Genomic DNA, 20,959 nt, shown 5'->3' with positions numbered 1-20,959 from the left:
CAATATTAATTTAAGTCAAATTTAAGCATTTAAAATAAAAAAAGCGCTGCTAGAACTTAAAGCTCTAACAGCGCTGAATAACTATCTAAAAGATATTTGCTTAGTTTTTCACAGGAGCAATATCCATTAATTTCATAAACTCATCCAGTTTAGGCATGATGATGATTTCTGTTCTTCTGTTCTCTGCTCTTCCAGAAACTGACGCGTTGGTCGTTTTCGGATTGTATTCGCTTCGTCCACCCGCTGTAATCCTCGCTGGATTTACGCCGAATCTTGTTTGAAGAACTTTCGCCATTGAGGTTGCTCTCAAAGCAGACAGATCCCAGTTATCTTTTGGTAAATTATTAGAAGTCAAAGGAACATTATCGGTGTTACCTTCGATCAATACAGAATAAGTATCGTAGTCATTGATCACTTTCGCTACTTTTCCAAGAACGTCCTGTGCAGCCGGTAAAATGTTGTAATCTCCAGTTTTGTACAACATATTGTCAGACAAAGAGATCATTACCACTCCTTTTAAAACTTTCACCTGAACATCGTTATCGGCGATATTATCCAAAGAACGTTTTAGTTTATTAGATAAAGCTAGATTTAAACTGTCGTTTTTAGAATTGGTCGAAATCAACTGTTTGATGTATTTGTTCGAAGAATTGATCTCACCAATCAACTTATCGATGTTGGCTGAACCTTTTCCGCTGTTAGACAAACAAGCATCCAAGGAAGATTTCAAAGCATCGTTCTGTCCTTTTAACAAAGCATTTTCGCTTGCAAGACCAGAATTCATTCCTTTTAAATCCTGAATCTCACGTTGTCTTTCTCCAACATTGGTGATACATTGATTGTAATTGGTATTCAACGCATCAAACTGCTTCTTGCTTACACACGAAGTCATCAATACTGCCATTCCTAAAACGGCTCCTATTTTTCCGATATTCATAATAATCTTTTTATTCGTCCAAAAATAGAGATTTCATTTTGAACAGAAGAATTATCTTTGCTAAATATTCCTTAAAAAAACCTTAAAAATTGCTTAATTCACAGACTTTTCAGCACTCTTTAGAACGACTTTTCGCTGATTACAGGAATACAAAATTTCTACTCGCAATAAGTGGTGGAGCTGATTCTATGGTTTTGCTTGATTTGTTTAAAGATTCGAAGTTGAAATTCGAAGTTGCGCACATTAATTACCAACTTCGCGGAGAAGATTCTGATAAAGACCAGGAATTAGTGGAGAAAATCTGCGAGCAAAACAATATCCATTTTCACCTTTATCAGGTTTCGGAAATGGACAACAAACCTAAAAATTCGATTCAGGATTGGGCGAGAATTATTCGGTATAATTTCTTTCGGAAGATTCAACAAGAACGGAGTTTAAATTTCATTGTGACTGCTCATCATTTAAATGATCAATTGGAAACTTTCATTATTCATCTTTCAAAAGCTTCTGGAATTAAAGGGTTGACAGGAATCCCGGCGAATGAAAATAATATTCTTCGTCCACTTCTTAGTTTTTCTAAAGAAGAGATCTATGATTTCGTAAAAGAAAACAATATTGAATTCCGTGAAGATCTATCGAACCAAAAAAATGATTATCTGAGGAATAAAATCCGAAATGAGATTGTGCCCAAGTTACTGGAAGTCAATGAAAATTTTCTGGACAATTTTGGTAAAAGCATTTCCTATTTGAATCAGACTAAAAACTTTGTTGATGAACAGATCTTTAAAATTGAAAAAGAAATTATCGTTAATAAAGAAGATTCTTTACAAATTAATAAGAAGCTTTTTTTTAACCAAAGTGAATTCATTCAATATGAAATCCTAAGAAAATTTGGTTTCACTGAAGCTGAAGAGATCGCTAAAATCAAAAAAGCCGAGGCTGGCAAGAAATTTATTTCAAGTGAATATCAATTAAACAGCGACCGTGAAATCTTTGTCCTTAAAAAAATCGTAGATCTAATTGTAGAGGAAGTTCAAGAAGAGATTATTTTGGAAATCGATTCTGGAAACCAACTAATAATCCCGGAAAATCTACAGCAGGAAATTAAAGCATTAGGGAAAGTCAACTGGGAAATTGATGGTAGCAAAGTTCAGTTTCCCTTTAAATTAAGACGTAAAAAAGAGGGTGATTTATTCCACCCAATTGGAATGATAGGTAAAAAGAAAATCTCAAAATTTTTTAAGGATGAAAAAATCCCTATTTTTGGCCAGCAAAAAATTTGGCTTTTGTGCGATGGTGATGACCAAGTATTAGGAATTCTCCCATTCCGCCAGGACCGAAGATTTGCAGCATCGAAAGAAAGTTCAGAAATCATCAAAGTAAAAATATAGCATTCTCTTTTATGGATGAATCGCTAAAAAGTAAAAGTAAAAAATGAAATTTAAAAATTGGTTTATCCTTATTGTCCTTTTCCTTTTTCAAGGAGTTACGGCCCAAATCAAAGATCCTGTAAAGTTCAAATACAATATCAACGCGCTCGCAAACGATGAATATGAAGCAGTCTTAACTGCGACCATTGATAAAAACTGGCATATTTATTCCCAAGACTTACCGGAAGATTCGGGAATTCCAACCGAAATGAAATTGACTTCCAAAGACGGAATTAACCTCATCGGAAAAGTACAGGAAGTGGGCAAAAAGCATGATGAATTTTCTGAAGCTTTCGGTGCTCAGATCGTTTATTATTCTGACAAAGTTTTATTTAAACAGAAATTCAAATTAAAGAACAACGCAAAACCTGCTAATGTAACCGCAGAAATTACTTATCAAACTTGTGATGACCGCGTTTGTTTGGCACCGAATACTTTAGAATTCGAACAGAAAGTAACTCCGGCAACAGTTGCGGCTGACACACCAACCTCATCTGAAGAGGTGATTGTCCCGCCAATTGCTGGTGAAAATACCGATAGTGTACGAACAACTGATATCGACGAAACAACAATTGCAGCGCCAGTTGCAACCGTTCAAGAAGGGTTGAAAGTTGCGTCAATTGATTTTGCCAATCCTCAAACTGATTGCGGAGTGGTTCAAGAAAAAAATTCAGAAAACTTCTGGACCTATTTATTATTAGGATTTTTCGGAGGGTTGATCGCCTTATTAACACCGTGCGTTTTCCCGATGATTCCATTAACCGTTTCCTTCTTTACCAAAGGAGCGAAAGACAAATCGAAAGGAAAAAGAGATGCCTTCATCTACGGATTTTTCATCCTGTTGATTTTCGTTTTATTAAGTGTTCCTTTCCATATTATTGATGGAATTGCCGGAAATATTTTTAATCAAATTTCAACTTCAGTTTGGTTGAACGTTGCCTTCTTTTTAATCTTCTTATTTTTTGCAGGAAGTTTCTTCGGATACTATGATATTACCTTGCCAAGTGCAATTGCGAACAAGTCTTCGAAAGCAGAAGACGCGGGAGGAATCATCGGAATATTTTTCATGGCTTTAACTTTGGTCATCGTGTCATTCTCATGTACAGGCCCAATTTTAGGAAGTTTATTAGGAAGTTCTCTTACAGGTTCTGCCGACATACCAATGATGTTGACCTTTGCTCTAGCTGGATTTGGATTTTCGTGGGCCATCGTTTTCGGATTGTTGGCATTGTTCCCACAAGCATTACAAAGTTTACCAAAATCTGGTGGCTGGATGAATACCGTGAAAGTAGTTTTAGGATTTATTGAATTAGGTTTGGCTTTAAAATTCTTATCAAAAGCAGATCTGGTTTCAAAAACATTCTTCCTGAAAAGAGAATTATTTATCGTGATCTGGATTTTAATCTCAATTGGATTGGTTCTTTACTTATTCGGGAAAATCAGATTTCCACACGATGATAAAAATGCGAAGATTTCGATTACAAGAAAAGTTATCGGAGTTTTTGGAATCGGATTTATCATCTATTTAATTCAAGGATTATTCCCAGGAGACCGACCGAAGTTGCAATACCTAAGTGGAATTTTGCCTCCAATCAACGTGAGTTATTTGCACAAAGAAGGTGATGGAATTCTTGGAATGCATCCGGAACATGATTATTTCAAAGCCATTGAGGTAGCGAAAAAAGAAAACAAACCGATGTTGGTTGACTTCACTGGTTACGGTTGTGAAAATTGTCGTAAGATGGAAGAATTCGTTTGGAGCGAACCAGATATTTTACCAATCCTACAAAACGAAGTGATCTTGGTTTCCTTGTATGTTGATGACAAAGAAGCGTTACCAGAAAGCGAGCAAACTTCAGTTGACATGGGGAATGGACAAAAGAAGAAAGTAAAAACGATCGGTGATAAATGGAGTTTGTTCCAACAGATCAACTTCAATAATAATTCTCAACCTCACTATGTATTAATTTCTCCAGATGGAAAAGTGATCAACACTCCAATTTCTGGTTATATGCCGAAAGAAGATTTCAAAGCGTTCCTGGAATGTGGAATTAATTATTTCAAGACGAATAGAAAATAGACTGATAGATGATAGACTTTCATCTTATTTAATAAAAATAACCGGCAGTGATTGTCGGTTATTTTTTTGTGGAAATGGAAATGTATTTGTAAAAAATTACGGTTCAGAAAGTAAAATTGACCATTCGGTATTAATGTTTTTGACAAATTAAGGAGTGCGTTTATATTCGCAGTATAAATAAACAACATGAGAACAAAATTATTATTGCTGATTTTACTGGTTACCAAAGTCCTTTTTGTAAATGCACAAATGGATGACAAATTCTATTTCCCGAGCAAAGTCTTACAACCCATTGAATGGAAAAATGTTGAAGCGATAAAATTACCAGTGGAAAATGACACCATCAGCGCTATCATTCTAAAACCTCAGCAAAAGGCGAAAGCAACCATCTTCTATTTTCACGGCGCAGGTGGAAACGTAACGACTTATGCTCCGTTATTAACGCCTTTATTAAATGATCAATTTCAAATTGTGATGATCGATTTCCGTGGTTATGGAAAATCGACAGGAAAACCTCTGCACACAAATATTGCGGCAGATGGAGAAAAGATTTTTAATGAATTAATGCATAGAGATGATATCAAAAATAAGAAAGTCATTTTTTATGGAGCCTCGATGGGAACGCAGATCGCAACGCATTTGGCGAAAAATCATCAGGATAAAATCAGCGGTCTTGTTCTAGAAGGTGGAATGTTTTCTTTTGGACACATCGCTGCAGTTTATGCTCCGCAAGTAAAAGATTATTTGGAGAACTCTTTTGTAACCCCGTATTCTGCCAAAGAAGATATTAAGCAAATCACTAAAATTCCAAAATTGATTATTCACAGCAAAGAAGACAAAGACGTTCCTTTTGCACAGGGAATGATGTTGTTCAATGACGCCTCTGAACCAAAACAATTTATAGAATTCAGTGGCGAACATTTATATGCTTTAAAATATGAAGGTGCGAAAATTTTGGCGGGTTTGAATAAAATGATTTCTGCGAAATAGACGGAAAGAGAATAAACGAATAGATGGTAGACCTTTATTAAAAAAGAAATAACCGGCAGTGATTGTCGGTTATTTTTATGTTTATTGGAAATGAAATTATTTAGTTTTTATTTTCATTCCAATAATAACTATCGGGATGAATTCTTTGTCCGAAAATGGCGGTTCCAACTCGGACAATCGTAGAACCTTCTTCGATGGCGGTTTCCAAATCACCGCTCATTCCCATCGAAAGTTCTTTCATTTCGACATTTGGAATTTGCAGAGAAATTACTTTTTGTTGAATACTTTTTAACAATTGAAAACACTTCCTTACTTTTTCTGTTTCAGCACTGAATAAACCGATCGTCATTAAACCTTTTATTCTCAACGTTTCCAACGCTGAAACTTGACGAATGAATTCAGTGGCTTGGTCTGGATGAATCCCAAATTTGCTTTCTTCATTCGAAGTATTGACTTGAATTAAAACTTCCATCGTTTTATTTTCAAATAATAACCGTTGGTGAAGTTTCTGTGCTAAATCAAATCGATCGAGTGATTGAATGCAGGAAATTTCGCATTTCAAAAGGTCTTTTATTTTATTGCTTTGCAGATTTCCAATGAAATGACTTTCGTGAGGAATTGATTTTAAAGATTCGTATTTCTCTTTTACTTCCTGAACTTTATTTTCTGCAATTAAAGTTTGACCTGCTTCGACTGCAATTTTAATGTGGTCTGCAGAAACGGTTTTCGTAGCAAGCAATAACCGAACTTCACTTGGATTTCTACCGCTTTTTACACATGCATTTTCTATTCTTTGAAGAATGCGTTTTAGATTTTCTACAATCGATTCTGTCATCATTTCACTGATTTTTCAATTTCCTCTAATTCGTCCTGTTGATCCAACTTTTCGAATTGTTCGATGAGAACAGATTTGATTTTAGTAAAAGCATAATCCTTGGCTTCGGCAAAGGAGATATTATATTGTCGCTCGAATTTCTGCATGTCCTTCGGAAACGGAAGTAATATCTTATCGTAATACGTATCTAAGACTTCAGCGGATGGCATTTCAAAATTAATACGCAACTGAAAACGTCGCATTAAAGCCTGATCAATAATTTCCGCGTGATTGGTAGCAGCAATGAGTAAAGCGTTGGCAGGATAATAATCAATGAGTTGAATGATGGTATTGACCAATCTTCTCATTTCCCCCACATCTTTATCATCGCTCCCTCTTTCCTTGCCGATCTGGTCGAATTCATCCAGAAAAAGAACGGCTTTTTCCCGTGCTGCTTTATCGAAAACCTGTTTGATGTTTTGGGAAGTTTCTCCAATTCTGGAACAAACGACGTTGCTCAAATTTAAAATCAAGATTGGTTTCCCGAGTGCATTAGCAATTGCTTTTGCAGTCGTCGTTTTTCCGCAACCGGAATGTCCTTGCAAAAGTATTTTATTATTGACCGGCAAACCATATTTAGTGAGTTCATCTACATATTTGTATTCCTTGATCAGTTGCAGAATATTATGATGATTGTATTTGTTGAGAAATACATCATTTAAAGAAACTACTTCTTTATCGTTGATAATAAGATCGAATACATTCATAAGGGGAAATTTCTAAGTACAAATTTAGGGAAGAAATGTGAGATTGGTTGGTAACCTGGAATGATAAATATTATGAAAACGGACTTGAGAACTTTACATCGGTAATTCGTTTTTCTAAACTTCATTTTAGGATGGACCACGAAAGACTTAGAACTATATTCTCCATAGTGATCTACAACGAATAAGATTAGCACTTAAAAAATCAAGGATATAAAATCAATTTATCTAATTCGATTGGATTATTGAACGTCTTCATGTTCTTTCTCAAACGTTCATTAATTTCTCTAGTATTGGCAGTACTTACAACTGTTCCATCATTAAGGAAAAAATCGGAACTACCTGATCTGCCATTAGCATTTTTCATAAACCCAACTGGTGATTCATAAAATTTTAATTTGGTGGCTTTATATTTTTCCCAGGTTACAGGAATACTTATTTCCATTGCGTACTCCATAATTTGGTCTTCTGCGGATTCTTTTAAATTTTCTGATTTCGCGAGCGAAAATTTGTAATTATTTTGATCATCAAAAACCTCAAGAATCATCCCAGGCAAACCATGGAATTTGTAAGGTCCTTCTTGAAAATGGATTTCTTTCGCAAACCAAGCGATCCAATTTCTGCCGCCCCAAGTTGTGGTCGCTTTTTGAAGGGTCAGATTATCTAATTGTTTTTTCTCGTTGGTCAATGTCCAGATTTGAACGTCTTTCGTCTGCAAATCCAGCACTGTACTTTCAAGTAAATCATATTCGTTGAAAGTAGAAATTCCTTTTTTGTGTTTTAAAATCGTAGAAGTACTCAACTTTAAATCTGCGGGAAAAGAAATATTATTTTTAATTAAAGAATCTGCAACAAAATAATCTCTTGAATAATAAAGAATGTCATCGCCGGTGATATCCAAATGATAATTATGTTGGGTGGTCACTTGTGAAGTTGAATCTTTTCGAAATTCAACATCATAAATAAAACGGTGAGTTTGAGCCGAAATACAAAGACTCAGAAATAAGATAAAAAATGCAACCTTAGTTTTCATCATTTCCGTCGTTTATAAATTTCAGTTCTTCTTTGCTTAAATTAAGTTCTCCTTTTTCAGCGCTTACTTTCATATCCCGCCAAAATGCACTGTTAATTTCTACAGATCTTTGCAGACCTGTTTCATTACCTTCCTTAAAGTTTTTAAAAATAATTTCACGGGCAGAGCGAAATTCAAAAATATTTTCACCCTGAGTGAACTTCGAACTGTCATATTTAATACTCACTTTGGATGGAACATAATGCTCTCCAACTTTATAAAAATCAAATACAAACTTCCCATTTGGCGACTGGCGCGCATATTCTTTGCCGTTCTCATCTTTGTAAATTTTCGGTTTAAAACTGCTTTGATTGAAAATCATCTCAAAATTAATGATCGCCCGATCTTTTTTATTGAAGATGATGGTTCCGCTGTAAGTTAGATCAGCATCTGTCTTGATCTGGTAAAAAATATGCTGCTCTAACTCATCCTCGTGCACAAGTCTTCCTGTAGTTATCGCATTCCTTTTTTTGGATAAACTGTTCATTCGTTGCAATTCATAATTAAAAAAGAAATTTCCCACGCCATCATGAGCTCCTTTATCTTCTTTGACTTTTATATTAAATTCATTAGGTTCTGTCTTAAAATACCGAAGCGTATCGATCTGCAGTTGAACGAAATTATCGTGCTTTCCATTGAAGGCTTCTTTTCCATTAAATTTTCCATCACGCACCCAATATTTCCCATCTGCAATCATTAAAGATTTCATTTTTTCATTTTCAAAACTTTTTTGTGAATAGGTGATATCATAAACAGCGGGTTTATTATAATATATTTCGCTGTAGTTGTTCAAAACTTCTCTAAATATTTTCTTTACATCAATGGAAACTATTTTCACCTCTTCAATATCATCGTACAAAGGCTTTAGTTTAATCGTGGATTGGTACTTCGCGCTTTTCAAGCTTTCATATCCAGCAATCGAAACATCAAATTGTTTTGCGTCTTTCGGTAGAGAAATAAATCCATCGTCGTTGGAATAAAAAATTTGGTTTGCCAGAATAATTCTCGCATTGGGTATCGCTTTGCCTGTTTCAGCATCTGTGATCTTGATTTTTTTAATCGTCTGAGAATTGACGAGAGAAAATGAAAAAAGTAAAAAAAGTAAAAGTTGCTTCATAAATTTTTAGATTTGGTTTTAAATTTCGCCCAAAATTAAATTAGTTTTGAATACAAAAGTGATAACGAAATAATAAATTTAAAGTAGATTTAGTTAAATATTATTAGTCAAAACATAAAATAATCGAATTATTCTTAAATAAACCTAAAATATTGTATGCAAAAAAAATAACCAACACTAAATGCTGGTTATTTCGAAAGTATATATGAATGTTCTTTTAGCCCGGATAGAGCGGTTTGTTTGAGCTCTCCCGATGCATTTGGTCGGGAAGCGAGCCGCGAAAGCCGGACCGAACTAACTAAGAAGCAAAAATCTTGTTGCTTCTTTAAAAAAATTAGTTTGTAAGGGGCAGACTGCTAAATCCAACCGAAGTTTTTACCGAAATATCTGAAGTTGGCGATTGTTTTAGCACGTAAACTAGCCTCTGCTGTACGCTTCCGGATTTCATCATATTATCTAAAGTTGAATTCGTCTTCACATCTAAAGCAAGAGAATTCCCAACGTTGTCTGGAATATCTTCACGAGAAGCCACTAAAATTTCATTGCTGCCATTATTGGATAGATAGACTTTTACCGATTTGAAAAGTCCAACACTTGCGTTAGAATTGACCGAAAAGGTTGCATTAGAAACACGAATATCTTTCACGTTAGCTCCTGAGCCCGTCAATTGATTAATACTTTGCGCAGCAGAAACGCTGGACAAAGTTGTATTTGCGGGTGAACCAGAAGTTACCAATACGGTTGCGTTGTACGGAAAAGTATTTTGTAAAATAGAAGAAACGGTAGAACAACTTGCCAAAGTTGCCGTAGCCACGATTGCAGATAAAAACATATTTTTCATAATAGTAGTATTTTAATTATTTGTTTCTATCCAGAAATTGTACCAACTGTTTTGTTTAACATAAGATTAACGATTACAATCGGCGTATGGAAAGGTAATTGTATCATTATAGACTTAATATTAATCTTAAAAATATCGATTATGATTTCTGACAAAATGAAAAACTCTGACTTTCACAAATTTTTTATCGACGAATTAAAAGATCTGTATTGGGCAGAAAATGCAGTTTTAAAAGAACTCCCGAAAATGCAGGAAGCCGCTACAAGCGAAGAATTAGCAGACAGTTTTGCTAAACATCATGAAGAAACAAAGAAACATATTTCCAGACTTGAGAAAGTATTTGAAAGTTTAGGGGAAAAGGCGGAAGGTGTAAAATGTGAAGCCATGGCTGGAATACTGAAAGAAGGAAAATCCATTATTGAAGACACCACTAAAGATACAATGACCATAGATGCCGGTTTGATCTTAGCCGCTCAGAAAGTAGAGCACTACGAGATCGCCACCTATGGAACGCTCAAAGTTTTCGCAGCGCATATGGGTCATAAAGAAGCAGAGAATTTACTGGCGGAAACTTTGGATAATGAGAAAGCAACCAATGGTACTCTAACCGGCCTTGCTGAACAATTCATCAATAAGCAGGCAGTAGCAGAATAAAAAAATAATGATCAATTATAAATCCATCTTCCCGGTGGATTTTTTTTCGATAAAAGGATTTATCCTAACTTTATAAGATTATCAGACTGATGGTGAGATTTTTCAAATTGAAAATGCCAGAATTATTTATTAAAATTTAAACGATGAAACAAATAAAAAAATCCTTAATCGCGCTTCCCATTGCACTTTTTGTCTTTGCTGCTACTTTTATGTCGTGCGAGGCACAGAAATCCGCGACTGCAAATAATCCAGATCCGGCACATTCCGCCCAAAACTCTTTAGATTATGATGGAATTTATCGCGGAATAATTCCGTGTGCAGATTGTGAAGGAATCAAAGCAACTGTTTATTTGATGAGAAATAATACATTTAAGACAGTATATGATTATTTAGGCAAAGAAGTGGAACCTTTTGAAACTATAGGGAAATTCACCTGGAATAAAGACGGGAACACGGTTACTTTAACATCCGGAAATGATAAAACCAGTTATTTCGTGGGAGAAAACACCTTAACGCAATTGGATCAGAACGGTAAGAAAATGACAGGAGCACTGGCCTCGAAATATGTTTTATCCAAAGACAATTACCGCATTCTGCACCGAAAATGGAAGTTGATCGAACTGATGGGAAAACGGGTGACCTCGAGTGAAACGATGAATAAAGAAGCATATATTCAGTTCTCTGATCAGGAAAACCGATATACTGCTTACGCTGGATGCAACAGCATGTCGGGAAGCTTTTCGACTGAAGCCGGAAACAAGATCGAACTTGGAATAGGAATAAGTACCATGATGGCTTGCGAGAATATGACCATAGAACGCGAGTTGAGTAAAGTACTGAGCACGGCAGATCATTTTCAGGTTGACGGGAATTTCTTGGTTCTAATGGAAGGAACCAAAGTATTAGCAAAATTTGTGGCACCTGTAAATTAACTTTGTCGATTACCCATATAAAACCGATTCCGCAAAGAGTCGGTTTTATATTTTTGATGATGAAGACTAGGATTAAATTTTTACTTCAAACTGATGGTAAATCTACCGGTTGGTTTTCCGGAAGCCATCAGATTTTTGCCGACAATCAGCCAAATTTCACCGGGCTTATTGAGGTCTTGCGTTATTTCCAAACCGAAAGGTCCATCGAAAGTACCGTCTGCATATTTAATTTGATTAAACCGGACATTCATATCAGCGGTACCAGGATTGATCGTGGCGTTTATTTTCTTCTCGCTGAAATTTTTAATTTTTAAAATATATTTTTGCTGATCGGTGGTAAATTCATCTGAAATAGTCAGTGGAATCATATCCGCGTTGATGGTTTTAATAATACTGTCCCCATCGATAACCCGGAAAGCTTTGGTAACTGATTTCGGTTTTTCCTGATCCAGCACGACCATTCCGTTGGTAGAAGAATCCATCTCATTTCCGGCCATCAATACAGAATCTTGTCCTACGGATGTTTCCGTAGTGGATTCATTCTTTTGACAGGACAGTAGTAATAAGGCTACAATTGCAAGTAATTTTTTCATTTTAATATAACTTTGAATTATTAGAATATTTCTAAAGTCAGCTAAAATCATTCCTACTCCAGTAAATCAGTTTGCGCGAAGTACAAAACCTCATCATCGTCGTTTCTTGCCAAAAAGTTGAGCGAGTGAATTATTTAAACCTTTACAGAGGAGATTAATTCCCATAACCGTTTATTTATCTTTCATTTTTAAAGTATATTTGAGAAACTTTTTTTCATGAAAATCAAAAACTTACTACTTATTCCTATTTGTTTAACATTACAAATGGTAAATGCCCAAGACCTTACGTCTTATGTAAATCCTTTCGTAGGAACCAAAAATATGGGTCACACTTTTCCGGGTGCAACTACGCCGTTCGGTATGGTTCAACTTTCGCCTGAAACCAATCAGGAACCTTATGCAATTGATGGAAAATACAATCCTGAAACCTATCGCTACTGCTCTGGTTACCAATATGAGGATCAAACTATTTTCGGGTTTTCGCATACTCACTTCAGTGGTGTCGGTCATTCAGATCTGGGAGATTTTCTGGTGATGCCGACAGTGGGAAAACTCAATCTAGAACCAGGAAATTTCAATCAACCCAAAAGTGGTTTTCATTCTCAATTTTCAAAAAAAACAGAAAAAGCCAGTCCTGGATATTACGAAGTAATGTTAGATGATTATGGAATTAAAGCCGAACTCACCGCAACTGAACGCGTTGGGTTTCACAAATACACGTTTCCGAAATCTTCGGATTCGCGCATTATTTTAGATCTGATGTCGAACATCTATAATTACGATGCCAAAAATGTTTGGACTTTCGTAAGGATTGAAGACGATCAAACGGTGGTTGGCTATCGGGAAACTACAGGTTGGGCGAGAACGAGAAAAGTTTTTTTCGCTATGAAATTTTCTAAACCTTTTAAAAGTTATGGCAGAAAACGTTACGAGAAAGTTGATTATAACGGCTTCTACAGAAAATTCAACGAAAATGAAAACTTCCCGGAATTTGCGGGAAGACAGATTCGTGCTTATTTTGATTTCGATACTGCTGAAAACGAATCTATATTGATCAAGTTTGCATTGTCCCCAACTTCGACGGCGGGAGCAATGAAAAATTTAGAAGCTGAAATTCCAGGATGGGATTTTACTCAGATCAAAAAAGAAGCTTCGGCAAAATGGGAAAAAGAACTGTCGAAAATTGAAGTCGAAACCCAAAATGAAAATGATAAGAAGACTTTTTATACGGCAATGTATCATACGATGATGTCACCGGTCCTCTATCAAGATGTGGACGGAAAATATTTAGATATCGATCAAAACATTCATGAAGCCAAAGATTTTACGAATTATACCATCTTCTCTCTTTGGGATACCTACCGGGCACTTCATCCTCTTTACAATATTATTCAGCCGAAAAGGAATAATGATTTCATTAAATCAATGCTTTCTCATTCCCAATACAGCGTTCATAAAGCACTGCCGATCTGGAGTCATTACGCTAATGAAAACTGGTGCATGATCGGTTATCATGCAGTGTCTGTTTTGGCAGATGCGGTGGCAAAAAATACGACCGATGCCGATTTGAATAAAATGTTGCAGGCAAGCATCACCTCATCAAATCTGAAATATTATGACGGCATTGAAGATTATTTAAAATACGGTTATGTTCCGGAAGATAAAAGCAGTTCTTCGGTTTCCAAAACCTTAGAATATGCTTATGATGATTGGTGTATTGCACAAATCGCGAAAAAATCTGGTGATCTTAGTAAAGAAGCAGAATATTTAAAAAGAAGTGAAAATTATAAAAATGTTTATAATTCGAAATCTGGATTTATGCATCCTAAATTGTCCGACGGCACTTTCAAAAAAGAGTTTGATCCCATGGATACGCATGGACAAGGTTTTATCGAAGGGAATGCTTTTAACTACGGTTTGTATGTTCCTCAGAATGTGCCGGAAATGATTAAAATGATGGGCGGGAAAAACAAATTCTCCAAACATCTGGACGAGATTTTCACGACGGAAATTGCAGATAAATATATTGAGAACAACGAAGACATCACCCGCGACGGCATTATCGGAAACTACGTTCACGGCAACGAACCTGGTCATCACATACCTTATCTTTATAACTACACCAACGATGCCTGGAAAACACAGGAGCGCGTGCGGGACATTTTGCAGAAAATGTATTCTTCAGAAGTCGACGGACTTTGCGGAAATGATGATGCCGGACAAATGAGCGCCTGGTATATTTTCTCCGCTTTAGGGTTTTATCCTGTTTTGCCGGGTTCTGATGAATATCAATTCGGTTCGCCGCTGGTGAACGCTGCAAAAATTAATTTAGAAAACGGAAAAACTTTACATATCAAAACCGAGAATCAGTCAGATCAAAACGTTTATGTTTCGAAGATCCTGGTGAATGGTAAAGAAGTGAAAAACCATATTCTGAACCATGCAGATATTGCGAATGGCGGCGAGATCATCTTTACAATGAGTTCGAAACATTAAGAGCCTGTTTAAAAAAGCTTTAACGACCAAAAAAAACGATCTAAAAAGAAAAATCTCAAGCGCGGCAAAAAGACAAATTCTTAGAACACTTTACAATTAAACTTTTGAAAAATTTAAATACTATCGCTTTTCTGACTTTTGTCGGGTATGAAAAATTGAGTGACTTATTAAAAATAATTATCTTTGATCAGAAATTAAAACAATGCTGGATAACTTACGACATAAACTGGAAAAACAATGGTTTGGAGTGCTCACGAGGATGGGCGCCAAATTGGGAATTCCCGTGTCGAAGCTTCGTGTTTTTTTCATCTACTCTACTTTTGCCACGGCTGGAGTATTCTTTCTGATCTATTTGGGGTTGGCATTTACGCTGTGGATCAAAGATATGTTTATTACAAGACGACCCAGCGTTTTTGACTTATGATCTGGTTTGAAGAATTACAAACGCGCAAGAAACTTTCCAGAATTTATTCTGCTTACGAAAGTACTTTTCCGGCAGATGAGCGGAGAGATGAAAATCAATTTTTAGCCTTACTCGAAAATCCAGACAGTTTTATTTTTGCTGTGAAAAACGAGGACGATTTTGTAGGTTATTTAATACTTTGGAAATTATCGGATTTTTATTTTCTGGAACATTTCGAAGTCTTCGAAGAATTTCGAAATCTGAAATTAGGTTCTCAGATCTTGACCGAGCTGAAAGAGAAGTTTGACAATATCGTTCTGGAGTCAGAACCCAGTCATTTAGATGAAATGGCAGAGCGAAGAATCAATTTCTATTTGCGCAATGGATTTTCAATCATTTCGGAAGATTATATACAGCCAAGTTACGGTCCCGGTAAAAGTTCAATGAATTTATTTGTGATGAGTAATTTTCAGGTTGAAAACGTAAAAAGCATTGAGAAAGAACTGCATACTAAAGTGTATCATTTGTAAAAAGGGTTAAAATGATTTCCGTTGATTTCAAAAAATGATATTTCTAACAATCAAACTGCACCGCGATTTCGGCAACCTTTTTAATGATCTTTCCTTCACCAGCTTCCGACGATAAATATAAGATCACCCGTTCCTCTTCGTAATCGCGATTTGCTCCAAAAATGAAATCCGGTTTTCCATCACGGTCGATATCTCCAATGAATAGAATTTCAACAAAAGTATCATTGAAAGATTCTTGCTTTAGAAATAAATGTTCGGAACCCTTATCTGCCGAAATATAAAGACGATACTTTTCAACATTTTTATAGACTTCTGTCCCGTCACCAGCACTTACATTCTCACTAGAAAGTACATTTCCTTCCGCTCTTAAAGTATAATCTACATCATTAAATTTAAAAGTCATTTTTTCAGTAGGCCATATTTTATTTTTAACGAATGCTACTGTTTCAATTTCTCCTAATTTCAACTGGTTTTCTTGAAGTAGAATTAAAGTCTTCTTTTTCGTTTCTATGGTTTTGGTTGAGTCACCTGAGCATTCGTCAAAACCTCTGGCAATTTTATAATCTGCTTGTCTCAAAAAATATTTTCCATTCTTCTCATACAGCTCGATCCAGCTTTGGTTCAAAACATCGGCTGCATTAGCATTCTCCCAATCGCGGTATCTGCTTGGCAGAAGAATTTCAAAATCATTTCCCTCTTTTTCCTGAATCTTGTTTTCAATAGGAATAACTTCGTTTTCCTCAGAAGCGATAGACAATGTATCCGTGATTTCTTCAGTCACTTTCTCGACTTCAGCAGACTTTTTACAGAAAAGTAAAGTAAAAAATGCAAGGATAAAAAGAGTGTTTTTCATACTCCTACTTTTTGAAATTCAATTTAAGATTACTTTTTAATTAAAATAAAATGGAAATCATAAATTAACCTCTCGGAGGATTCAAGGTCGTATTCGTCAGCAATCGCTCTATTACTTTTGAGGTTTCTTCATCTGATGAAATCCCATATCCATTAACCAATGTTCCTTTGTAATCGAATTTTGGCGAAGAAATAGCGTAAAGGACCGATTGATCATCTGGATTTGACTCCCCTTCAAAACGGTACACTTTATCAATTTGAAATTCACTCGGCAAAAGTTTGACATTAGCCTGGTGGCAGACGATACATTCTTCATGAATGTTAAAATCGTGGATGTAACCGAGTTTAATTAGCCCATTGATCGTTTCGGATAATGTTCCGAAACTTTCTTTTAAAATATCTGTACTCATTGTTCTAAATTTATTTGGTTTGTTTAAAAAATCTCAACTTCAGCTACCTAAAATCTCCTATATTAAATAGCGTCTCCTTAATTCACTTCATACTCCAACTTGATGGTAATACTCGCTTCTTTGTCTTTGGAGGAAGTATTAAATGTTCCGCCGTAAGAATATTCTTCTGTAGAATTCGGTGCTGTAATTTGAGTAATTCCCATGGTTGCTTTTTTAAGATTTCCCAGATTTGCTCCAGCATTTTCGGCAATTTTTTCTGCGCGCTGTTTGGCATCTTTGGTTGCATCAGCGATCATTTGATGTTTCACGTCAGCTAGTTTAGTGTAAAAATAATTCGGTGGCGAAGAGGTAAATTCGATTCCAAGATTAATAATTTCCGTAATATTTCGTGAAAGGTTTTCGACTTTCGCCACGTCTTTACTGTCGATAGAAACGGTTTGTGAAAGTTGATATCCGGCAAAAGTCTGCGTGCTTCTTCCATTAGAATCACTTCCATAATTAAATTGCTTTTGAATATCGACGGCAGAAAAAACCATTTGATCTTTCGGAATTCCTTTCGACACTAAATAATTTTCGATTACTTTTTTATCATTCGCCAATTCATCATAGGCAGATTTAAGTTCGAAACTGTTTCTCGAGAAATTTCCGCTCCAGGCGATCAGGTCTGACGTAAATTTATTAGACCCTAATCCAGTAACAGAAATGGTATTATCTGCTTTATTTCTATTTTTAATGGCGCTGCCTAAAAAGGCCAACCCGATAATAAAACCGGCGGAAGCAATGGCGATGGCGATAATATTTCTGTTCATGACTTGAAGTTTATAAATGCTAAAGTTCTTTCTTTAAAGATGATTAAAGATAAGAATAAATTATTCCTCTGTCACAAAACGAGAGATGATTATAAAAATAGGAGCTAAAAACATCTTAACGGCGAAGATATTGCGGAAGCGTTTCTTCTAAAACAAAAAGCACTTTTGAGAGATTTCCGGCTTTGATGTATTTTCCAATTTCGGGTTTTACTCAAATCGAATACTGCAGGAACTCAGAAATTTTCTCTGCTGGAATATTCATTTTAATAAAATAATCGTCGCCTACTTTTCCTCTGATCCACCAGATTTTATCCTGAAGATCGTCATATCGATACTGCGCTTTCATTCTTCTCGCATCGCCACTGATTAAATTATAAATTGCTTGTGGCTTTAAGCTCAACCCGATCAAAGGTAATAAAACATCATTTTTAAAATCAGCTGGCGTTTCTCTAGGTTTTTCCGGCGGTCCCGGAACGCCAACTTCTCTCTGAAGTTGCGCAACCTTATCGAACTTTGTTAAATTTCTGGAATCTTGATTCAGATCTCCGGTCAAACGAACGGCGGGAACTTGGACTTCTTCAATTTCCTGTATGGATCGGCTGATCATTATTTTTAAAGGTGAATTGAAATCCTGTGCAGTAACAATTTTAGAATTTCTATCAAAGTTATTCCGTAGGAAGCGAAGTTCATCGTTACTTGAAGCTAGGATTGAAAATTCACCCTGAGAATTGGTGTAGATTTTTTGCCCGCTTTTCAAATTAAAAACCAAAACAGCCGAAATAGGATTTTGATCTTCATCCGTAACTGTTCCAAAAACTTGTTGTGAAAATAAAGAGTTGAAAAAAAGAATAGTGAAAAATAAAAAGCAGCGTAACATTAATACTTTTTCAACGATTAAGATATTGCGGAAGCGTTTCTTCTAAAACAAAAAGCACTCTTGAGAGGTTTCCGGCTTTGATGTATTTTCCAATTTCGGGTTTTACACCAATCGAATACTGTAGGAACTCAGAAATTTTGACAGTGGGAATTTCCATTTTTATAAAATAGTCGTCGTCTACTTTTTCCCTTATCCAGACGATTTTGTCCTGAAGATCTTCATATTTATATAATTGACGCATTCTTCGTGCATCACCGGAAATATTTTTATACAGGGTAAATACGTTAATATTACTCAAAGCGTAACTAAGTACTCCAACCTGCTCGATCGTTGGAGGTGGAGTTTCTCGTGGTTTTTCTGGCGGTCCGGGCACGCCGACTTCCCGTTGAAGCTGCGCCACTTTATCGAACTTTGTTAAATTTCTGGAATCTTGATTCAGATCTCCGGTTAAACGAACGGCGGGAATTTTGACTTCTTCAATTTCTTGAACGCTTCGAATAATGGTCATCGATAAATTACCATTAAAATCACTTGTGCTGACGATTTTAGAACTTCGTTCAAAACCTTGTCGTATGAAACGCAGTTCTTCATTGAGTAAGGTACTAATGGTGAATTCACCATTAATATTGGTGTAGGCTTTCTGCTCCGTTTTCATATTAAAAACCAGGACAGCTGGAATTGCATTTTGTTCTTCATCCATCACTCTTCCCGAAACTTGCTGAGCATAGATCGAGGTTGAAAAGGAAAGCACAATAAATAACAATAATCTAAACATCAAGAACCAACTTTGTGCGTTTTGAGATATTCAACCAGAGCTATTTTTAGCTCATATTCTATTATTGCCCTGTTGAAGTTTTTATGATATTTTTTTGAAAGTGAATTGGCCTGATCGACATACGCCAGAAAAATATCAAAATCATATTCTGAAAGTCCATAATTCTTGAAATAATTAAGGTCGATAACGTCTTTTACACGTCGGTAAAAATCTTCGACCTCAGCGTAATTAGGCGGCGTAGAATTGTTTTTCTTACCAGCAATTGCGCCCGCCAGCAATCCTAAAACGCCACCATTTCCACCACTGCCGATACTCAAGAGAGGAACTTGTCCTTCACCGGGTTTTCTTTGAGCGAACATGGAAGGAATCGTATTTTGAGGCATTGCGTCAGGAATGGGACCGCGCATATATTGAGTCATCTCTTTATTCAGTTTTTCTGTCCTAGGGGCGGTTTTAAAATAAGCAAGATCTTTCTTTAAATTTCCTGTTGGATTAAAAGCGATGGTCACTTCTTCTATTTCGAACGGCAGTTTATTCAGTATAAGCTGCATTGGCTTGGTAAAATTACCGTCATTAATTTTTAAAGTCAGGCGTTCGAAACCATTTTTGACAATCCGCAATTCATCAGATGGAATAGCAGCAATAATGAAGTCTCCGGAAATATCAGTAATTACCACTTCTTCTGTACGGGGATTGTAGATGTAGGTTTGGGGAATATTGTTCTGAACTTCGTTTTTCACGTTTCCGATGACGTACTTTTTCTGCGCCAACAGAAGCGAAACTGAAAATAGAAAAAGAGGAATTAGTAGTTTTGTTTTCATTCAGGATATTTACGTAAATGTAATCTGATATTGTATTGGTTTGGTGTTTTTGAAATTGTGCAGGGGAAAGTTTAACCTGCTTTAACGGGTTTTATGATTTTTTTAGAAATTACCGATTTATTTTTTGTTAAAATATGTGATTAAATTTATTTTATTAAACACAATCCCGATAGCCATCGGGGCGCGAAGGATTTATAATTATTCGCTGCTAAAATTACGGACGCAAAGGCGTTTCACTCAGCGACGGACGCAAGGATTTTTTAAACACGAATTTCACAAATGGTGTTCACGAATAGCACGATTAGAGATTTACTAAATCTTGTTTTTAGAGGTAAGTAAGTAAATTAACCTTGTCAGGATTTTGAACCCTGACAAGGTTGAGCGCAGAATTGACGATACTTGTGAATTTTATCAAGATTGGTTAGCAAGTCGGATCTTGCGTAAGGGATTGCAGTGGAAATCCTTTTTTGGGGAAGTGGCGCGAGCAAAGCGAGCGTCAGTTTCCCGAAAAAGATTGCAACGGAAAGCCCGACCTGAATGAGGAAATGGAGTCTCGTCTTCCGGACGAGACGGAATGACCGATTGAAGGATACGCCCAAATTCTTTTTATTTTAAGAATAATTTTTGTTTATCTTTGCAGTCTTACAAAAACATGGGGTTGACTGGTTTCGACAGCAAGATCGATGGGTAAGTAAGCATGCAGAGAACCGTAGCGCGATCTCTTTAATCCCTTGCTGCAAACTTTTAACTGGCAACCAAGAG

21 protein-coding genes and 1 other RNA gene are annotated in these 20,959 nt (G+C 36.0%); 9 read left to right on the top strand and 13 right to left on the bottom strand.

Going from position 1 to position 20,959, the window contains the following annotated elements:
- Positions 1-100: 100 nt before the first annotated feature.
- Entirely contained in the window at positions 101-937 is an 837-nt protein-coding gene (locus ACEYOS_RS11460; protein WP_373708679.1) for a flagellar motor protein MotB, read from the bottom strand.
- An 89-nt stretch (positions 938-1,026) separates the two neighbouring features.
- Here ACEYOS_RS11460 and tilS point away from each other — a divergent pair, with 89 nt between their 5' ends.
- From tilS to ACEYOS_RS11445, 3 genes are all read left to right on the top strand, one after another.
- The gene (tilS, locus tag ACEYOS_RS11455) at positions 1,027-2,328 is read left to right on the top strand and encodes a tRNA lysidine(34) synthetase TilS (protein ID WP_373708678.1); all 1,302 of its coding nucleotides are present in this window, start codon (positions 1,027-1,029) and stop codon (positions 2,326-2,328) included.
- Between the two features lie 43 nt (positions 2,329-2,371).
- Complete coding sequence (locus tag ACEYOS_RS11450) at positions 2,372-4,447, top strand: protein-disulfide reductase DsbD domain-containing protein (RefSeq protein ID WP_373708677.1); 2,076 nt, start codon at positions 2,372-2,374, stop codon at positions 4,445-4,447.
- A gap of 186 nt (positions 4,448-4,633) precedes the next feature.
- Positions 4,634-5,437, top strand: a complete 804-nt coding sequence (locus ACEYOS_RS11445) for an alpha/beta hydrolase family protein (protein WP_373708676.1) — start codon at positions 4,634-4,636, stop codon at positions 5,435-5,437.
- Positions 5,438-5,537: 100 nt separating this feature from the next.
- On the opposite strand, the gene ACEYOS_RS11440 is transcribed toward ACEYOS_RS11445, so the two are convergent.
- The 5 genes from ACEYOS_RS11440 to ACEYOS_RS11420 form a co-directional block, all read right to left on the bottom strand.
- Positions 5,538-6,272 carry a YggS family pyridoxal phosphate-dependent enzyme gene (locus tag ACEYOS_RS11440; RefSeq protein ID WP_373708687.1) on the bottom strand — a complete coding sequence of 245 codons (735 nt, stop codon included), beginning with the start codon at positions 6,270-6,272 and terminating at the stop codon, positions 5,538-5,540.
- Positions 6,272-7,018 carry an AAA family ATPase gene (locus ACEYOS_RS11435; protein ID WP_373708675.1) on the bottom strand — a complete coding sequence of 249 codons (747 nt, stop codon included), beginning with the start codon at positions 7,016-7,018 and terminating at the stop codon, positions 6,272-6,274. The genes ACEYOS_RS11440 and ACEYOS_RS11435 overlap by 1 nt, the downstream gene beginning before the upstream one ends.
- Before the next feature lie 202 nt (positions 7,019-7,220).
- Positions 7,221-8,051, bottom strand: coding sequence for a GLPGLI family protein (locus tag ACEYOS_RS11430; RefSeq protein ID WP_373708674.1), 831 nt, complete (start codon positions 8,049-8,051; stop codon positions 7,221-7,223).
- Positions 8,038-9,204 carry a hypothetical protein gene (locus ACEYOS_RS11425; RefSeq protein WP_373708673.1) on the bottom strand — a complete coding sequence of 389 codons (1,167 nt, stop codon included), beginning with the start codon at positions 9,202-9,204 and terminating at the stop codon, positions 8,038-8,040. Before ACEYOS_RS11425 ends, ACEYOS_RS11430 begins: the two co-directional genes overlap by 14 nt.
- Positions 9,205-9,538: 334 nt before the next feature.
- Positions 9,539-10,045, bottom strand: coding sequence for a hypothetical protein (locus ACEYOS_RS11420; protein WP_373708672.1), 507 nt, complete (start codon positions 10,043-10,045; stop codon positions 9,539-9,541).
- 141 nt (positions 10,046-10,186) lie between these two features.
- Between ACEYOS_RS11420 and ACEYOS_RS11415 the strand changes: the two genes are divergently transcribed.
- Both ACEYOS_RS11415 and ACEYOS_RS11410 read left to right on the top strand, forming a co-directional pair.
- Positions 10,187-10,699, top strand: a complete 513-nt coding sequence (locus tag ACEYOS_RS11415; protein ID WP_373708671.1) for a ferritin-like domain-containing protein — start codon at positions 10,187-10,189, stop codon at positions 10,697-10,699.
- 143 nt (positions 10,700-10,842) lie between these two features.
- A complete protein-coding gene (locus ACEYOS_RS11410) occupies positions 10,843-11,631 on the top strand; it encodes a copper resistance protein NlpE N-terminal domain-containing protein (RefSeq protein WP_373708670.1) in 789 nt (262 codons plus the stop codon).
- Between the two features lie 80 nt (positions 11,632-11,711).
- Here ACEYOS_RS11410 and ACEYOS_RS11405 read toward each other — a convergent pair whose 3' ends face one another.
- A complete protein-coding gene (locus tag ACEYOS_RS11405; RefSeq protein ID WP_373708669.1) occupies positions 11,712-12,224 on the bottom strand; it encodes a hypothetical protein in 513 nt (170 codons plus the stop codon).
- A gap of 216 nt (positions 12,225-12,440) precedes the next feature.
- Here ACEYOS_RS11405 and ACEYOS_RS11400 point away from each other — a divergent pair, with 216 nt between their 5' ends.
- From ACEYOS_RS11400 to ACEYOS_RS11390, 3 genes are all read left to right on the top strand, one after another.
- Complete coding sequence (locus ACEYOS_RS11400; protein WP_373708668.1) at positions 12,441-14,720, top strand: GH92 family glycosyl hydrolase; 2,280 nt, start codon at positions 12,441-12,443, stop codon at positions 14,718-14,720.
- Between the two features lie 202 nt (positions 14,721-14,922).
- Positions 14,923-15,144, top strand: coding sequence for a PspC family transcriptional regulator (locus ACEYOS_RS11395; protein WP_373708667.1), 222 nt, complete (start codon positions 14,923-14,925; stop codon positions 15,142-15,144).
- Positions 15,141-15,653, top strand: a complete 513-nt coding sequence (locus ACEYOS_RS11390) for a GNAT family N-acetyltransferase (protein ID WP_373708666.1) — start codon at positions 15,141-15,143, stop codon at positions 15,651-15,653. The genes ACEYOS_RS11395 and ACEYOS_RS11390 overlap by 4 nt, the downstream gene beginning before the upstream one ends.
- Before the next feature lie 43 nt (positions 15,654-15,696).
- Here ACEYOS_RS11390 and ACEYOS_RS11385 read toward each other — a convergent pair whose 3' ends face one another.
- From ACEYOS_RS11385 to ACEYOS_RS11360, 6 genes are all read right to left on the bottom strand, one after another.
- Positions 15,697-16,506 carry a hypothetical protein gene (locus ACEYOS_RS11385; protein WP_373708665.1) on the bottom strand — a complete coding sequence of 270 codons (810 nt, stop codon included), beginning with the start codon at positions 16,504-16,506 and terminating at the stop codon, positions 15,697-15,699.
- 64 nt (positions 16,507-16,570) lie between these two features.
- Complete coding sequence (locus tag ACEYOS_RS11380; protein ID WP_373708664.1) at positions 16,571-16,915, bottom strand: phosphoribosylpyrophosphate synthetase; 345 nt, start codon at positions 16,913-16,915, stop codon at positions 16,571-16,573.
- Between the two features lie 77 nt (positions 16,916-16,992).
- Positions 16,993-17,724, bottom strand: coding sequence for an SIMPL domain-containing protein (locus ACEYOS_RS11375; protein ID WP_373708663.1), 732 nt, complete (start codon positions 17,722-17,724; stop codon positions 16,993-16,995).
- A 211-nt stretch (positions 17,725-17,935) separates the two neighbouring features.
- Positions 17,936-18,601, bottom strand: a complete 666-nt coding sequence (locus ACEYOS_RS11370) for a carboxypeptidase-like regulatory domain-containing protein (protein WP_373708662.1) — start codon at positions 18,599-18,601, stop codon at positions 17,936-17,938.
- Between the two features lie 10 nt (positions 18,602-18,611).
- The gene (locus tag ACEYOS_RS11365) at positions 18,612-19,376 is read right to left on the bottom strand and encodes a carboxypeptidase-like regulatory domain-containing protein (protein ID WP_373708661.1); all 765 of its coding nucleotides are present in this window, start codon (positions 19,374-19,376) and stop codon (positions 18,612-18,614) included.
- Positions 19,376-20,197, bottom strand: coding sequence for a hypothetical protein (locus ACEYOS_RS11360; protein WP_373708660.1), 822 nt, complete (start codon positions 20,195-20,197; stop codon positions 19,376-19,378). The genes ACEYOS_RS11365 and ACEYOS_RS11360 overlap by 1 nt, the downstream gene beginning before the upstream one ends.
- 654 nt (positions 20,198-20,851) lie before the next feature.
- Between ACEYOS_RS11360 and ssrA the strand changes: the two genes are divergently transcribed.
- Positions 20,852-20,959, top strand: a transfer-messenger RNA (tmRNA) gene (gene ssrA / locus ACEYOS_RS11355); the annotation flags it as partial.

This window comes from Kaistella sp., from assembly GCF_041824135.1.
In the GTDB taxonomy this organism is placed as follows: domain Bacteria; phylum Bacteroidota; class Bacteroidia; order Flavobacteriales; family Weeksellaceae; genus Kaistella.
Note: the sequence above shows the minus strand (reverse complement) of the source record. Positions and strands in the feature narration are given on the sequence as shown.

Bases quoted from the DNA above. Each gene is read 5' to 3' on its own strand.
- ACEYOS_RS11375 (WP_373708663.1), bottom strand. From the start codon at position 17,724: ATGAACAGAAATATTATCGCCATCGCCATTGCTTCCGCCGGTTTTATT.
- ACEYOS_RS11425 (WP_373708673.1), bottom strand. From the start codon at position 9,204: ATGAAGCAACTTTTACTTTTTTTACTTTTTTCATTTTCTCTCGTCAAT.
- ACEYOS_RS11435 (WP_373708675.1), bottom strand. From the start codon at position 7,018: ATGAATGTATTCGATCTTATTATCAACGATAAAGAAGTAGTTTCTTTA.
- ACEYOS_RS11420 (WP_373708672.1), bottom strand. From the start codon at position 10,045: ATGAAAAATATGTTTTTATCTGCAATCGTGGCTACGGCAACTTTGGCA.
- ACEYOS_RS11410 (WP_373708670.1), top strand. From the start codon at position 10,843: ATGAAACAAATAAAAAAATCCTTAATCGCGCTTCCCATTGCACTTTTT.
- ACEYOS_RS11440 (WP_373708687.1), bottom strand. From the start codon at position 6,272: ATGACAGAATCGATTGTAGAAAATCTAAAACGCATTCTTCAAAGAATA.
- ACEYOS_RS11385 (WP_373708665.1), bottom strand. From the start codon at position 16,506: ATGAAAAACACTCTTTTTATCCTTGCATTTTTTACTTTACTTTTCTGT.
- ACEYOS_RS11445 (WP_373708676.1), top strand. From the start codon at position 4,634: ATGAGAACAAAATTATTATTGCTGATTTTACTGGTTACCAAAGTCCTT.
- ACEYOS_RS11450 (WP_373708677.1), top strand. From the start codon at position 2,372: ATGAAATTTAAAAATTGGTTTATCCTTATTGTCCTTTTCCTTTTTCAA.
- ACEYOS_RS11390 (WP_373708666.1), top strand. From the start codon at position 15,141: ATGATCTGGTTTGAAGAATTACAAACGCGCAAGAAACTTTCCAGAATT.
- ACEYOS_RS11400 (WP_373708668.1), top strand. From the start codon at position 12,441: ATGAAAATCAAAAACTTACTACTTATTCCTATTTGTTTAACATTACAA.
- ACEYOS_RS11395 (WP_373708667.1), top strand. From the start codon at position 14,923: ATGCTGGATAACTTACGACATAAACTGGAAAAACAATGGTTTGGAGTG.
- ACEYOS_RS11415 (WP_373708671.1), top strand. From the start codon at position 10,187: ATGATTTCTGACAAAATGAAAAACTCTGACTTTCACAAATTTTTTATC.
- ACEYOS_RS11370 (WP_373708662.1), bottom strand. From the start codon at position 18,601: ATGTTACGCTGCTTTTTATTTTTCACTATTCTTTTTTTCAACTCTTTA.
- ACEYOS_RS11460 (WP_373708679.1), bottom strand. From the start codon at position 937: ATGAATATCGGAAAAATAGGAGCCGTTTTAGGAATGGCAGTATTGATG.
- ACEYOS_RS11360 (WP_373708660.1), bottom strand. From the start codon at position 20,197: ATGAAAACAAAACTACTAATTCCTCTTTTTCTATTTTCAGTTTCGCTT.
- ACEYOS_RS11365 (WP_373708661.1), bottom strand. From the start codon at position 19,376: ATGTTTAGATTATTGTTATTTATTGTGCTTTCCTTTTCAACCTCGATC.
- ACEYOS_RS11380 (WP_373708664.1), bottom strand. From the start codon at position 16,915: ATGAGTACAGATATTTTAAAAGAAAGTTTCGGAACATTATCCGAAACG.
- ACEYOS_RS11430 (WP_373708674.1), bottom strand. From the start codon at position 8,051: ATGATGAAAACTAAGGTTGCATTTTTTATCTTATTTCTGAGTCTTTGT.
- ACEYOS_RS11405 (WP_373708669.1), bottom strand. From the start codon at position 12,224: ATGAAAAAATTACTTGCAATTGTAGCCTTATTACTACTGTCCTGTCAA.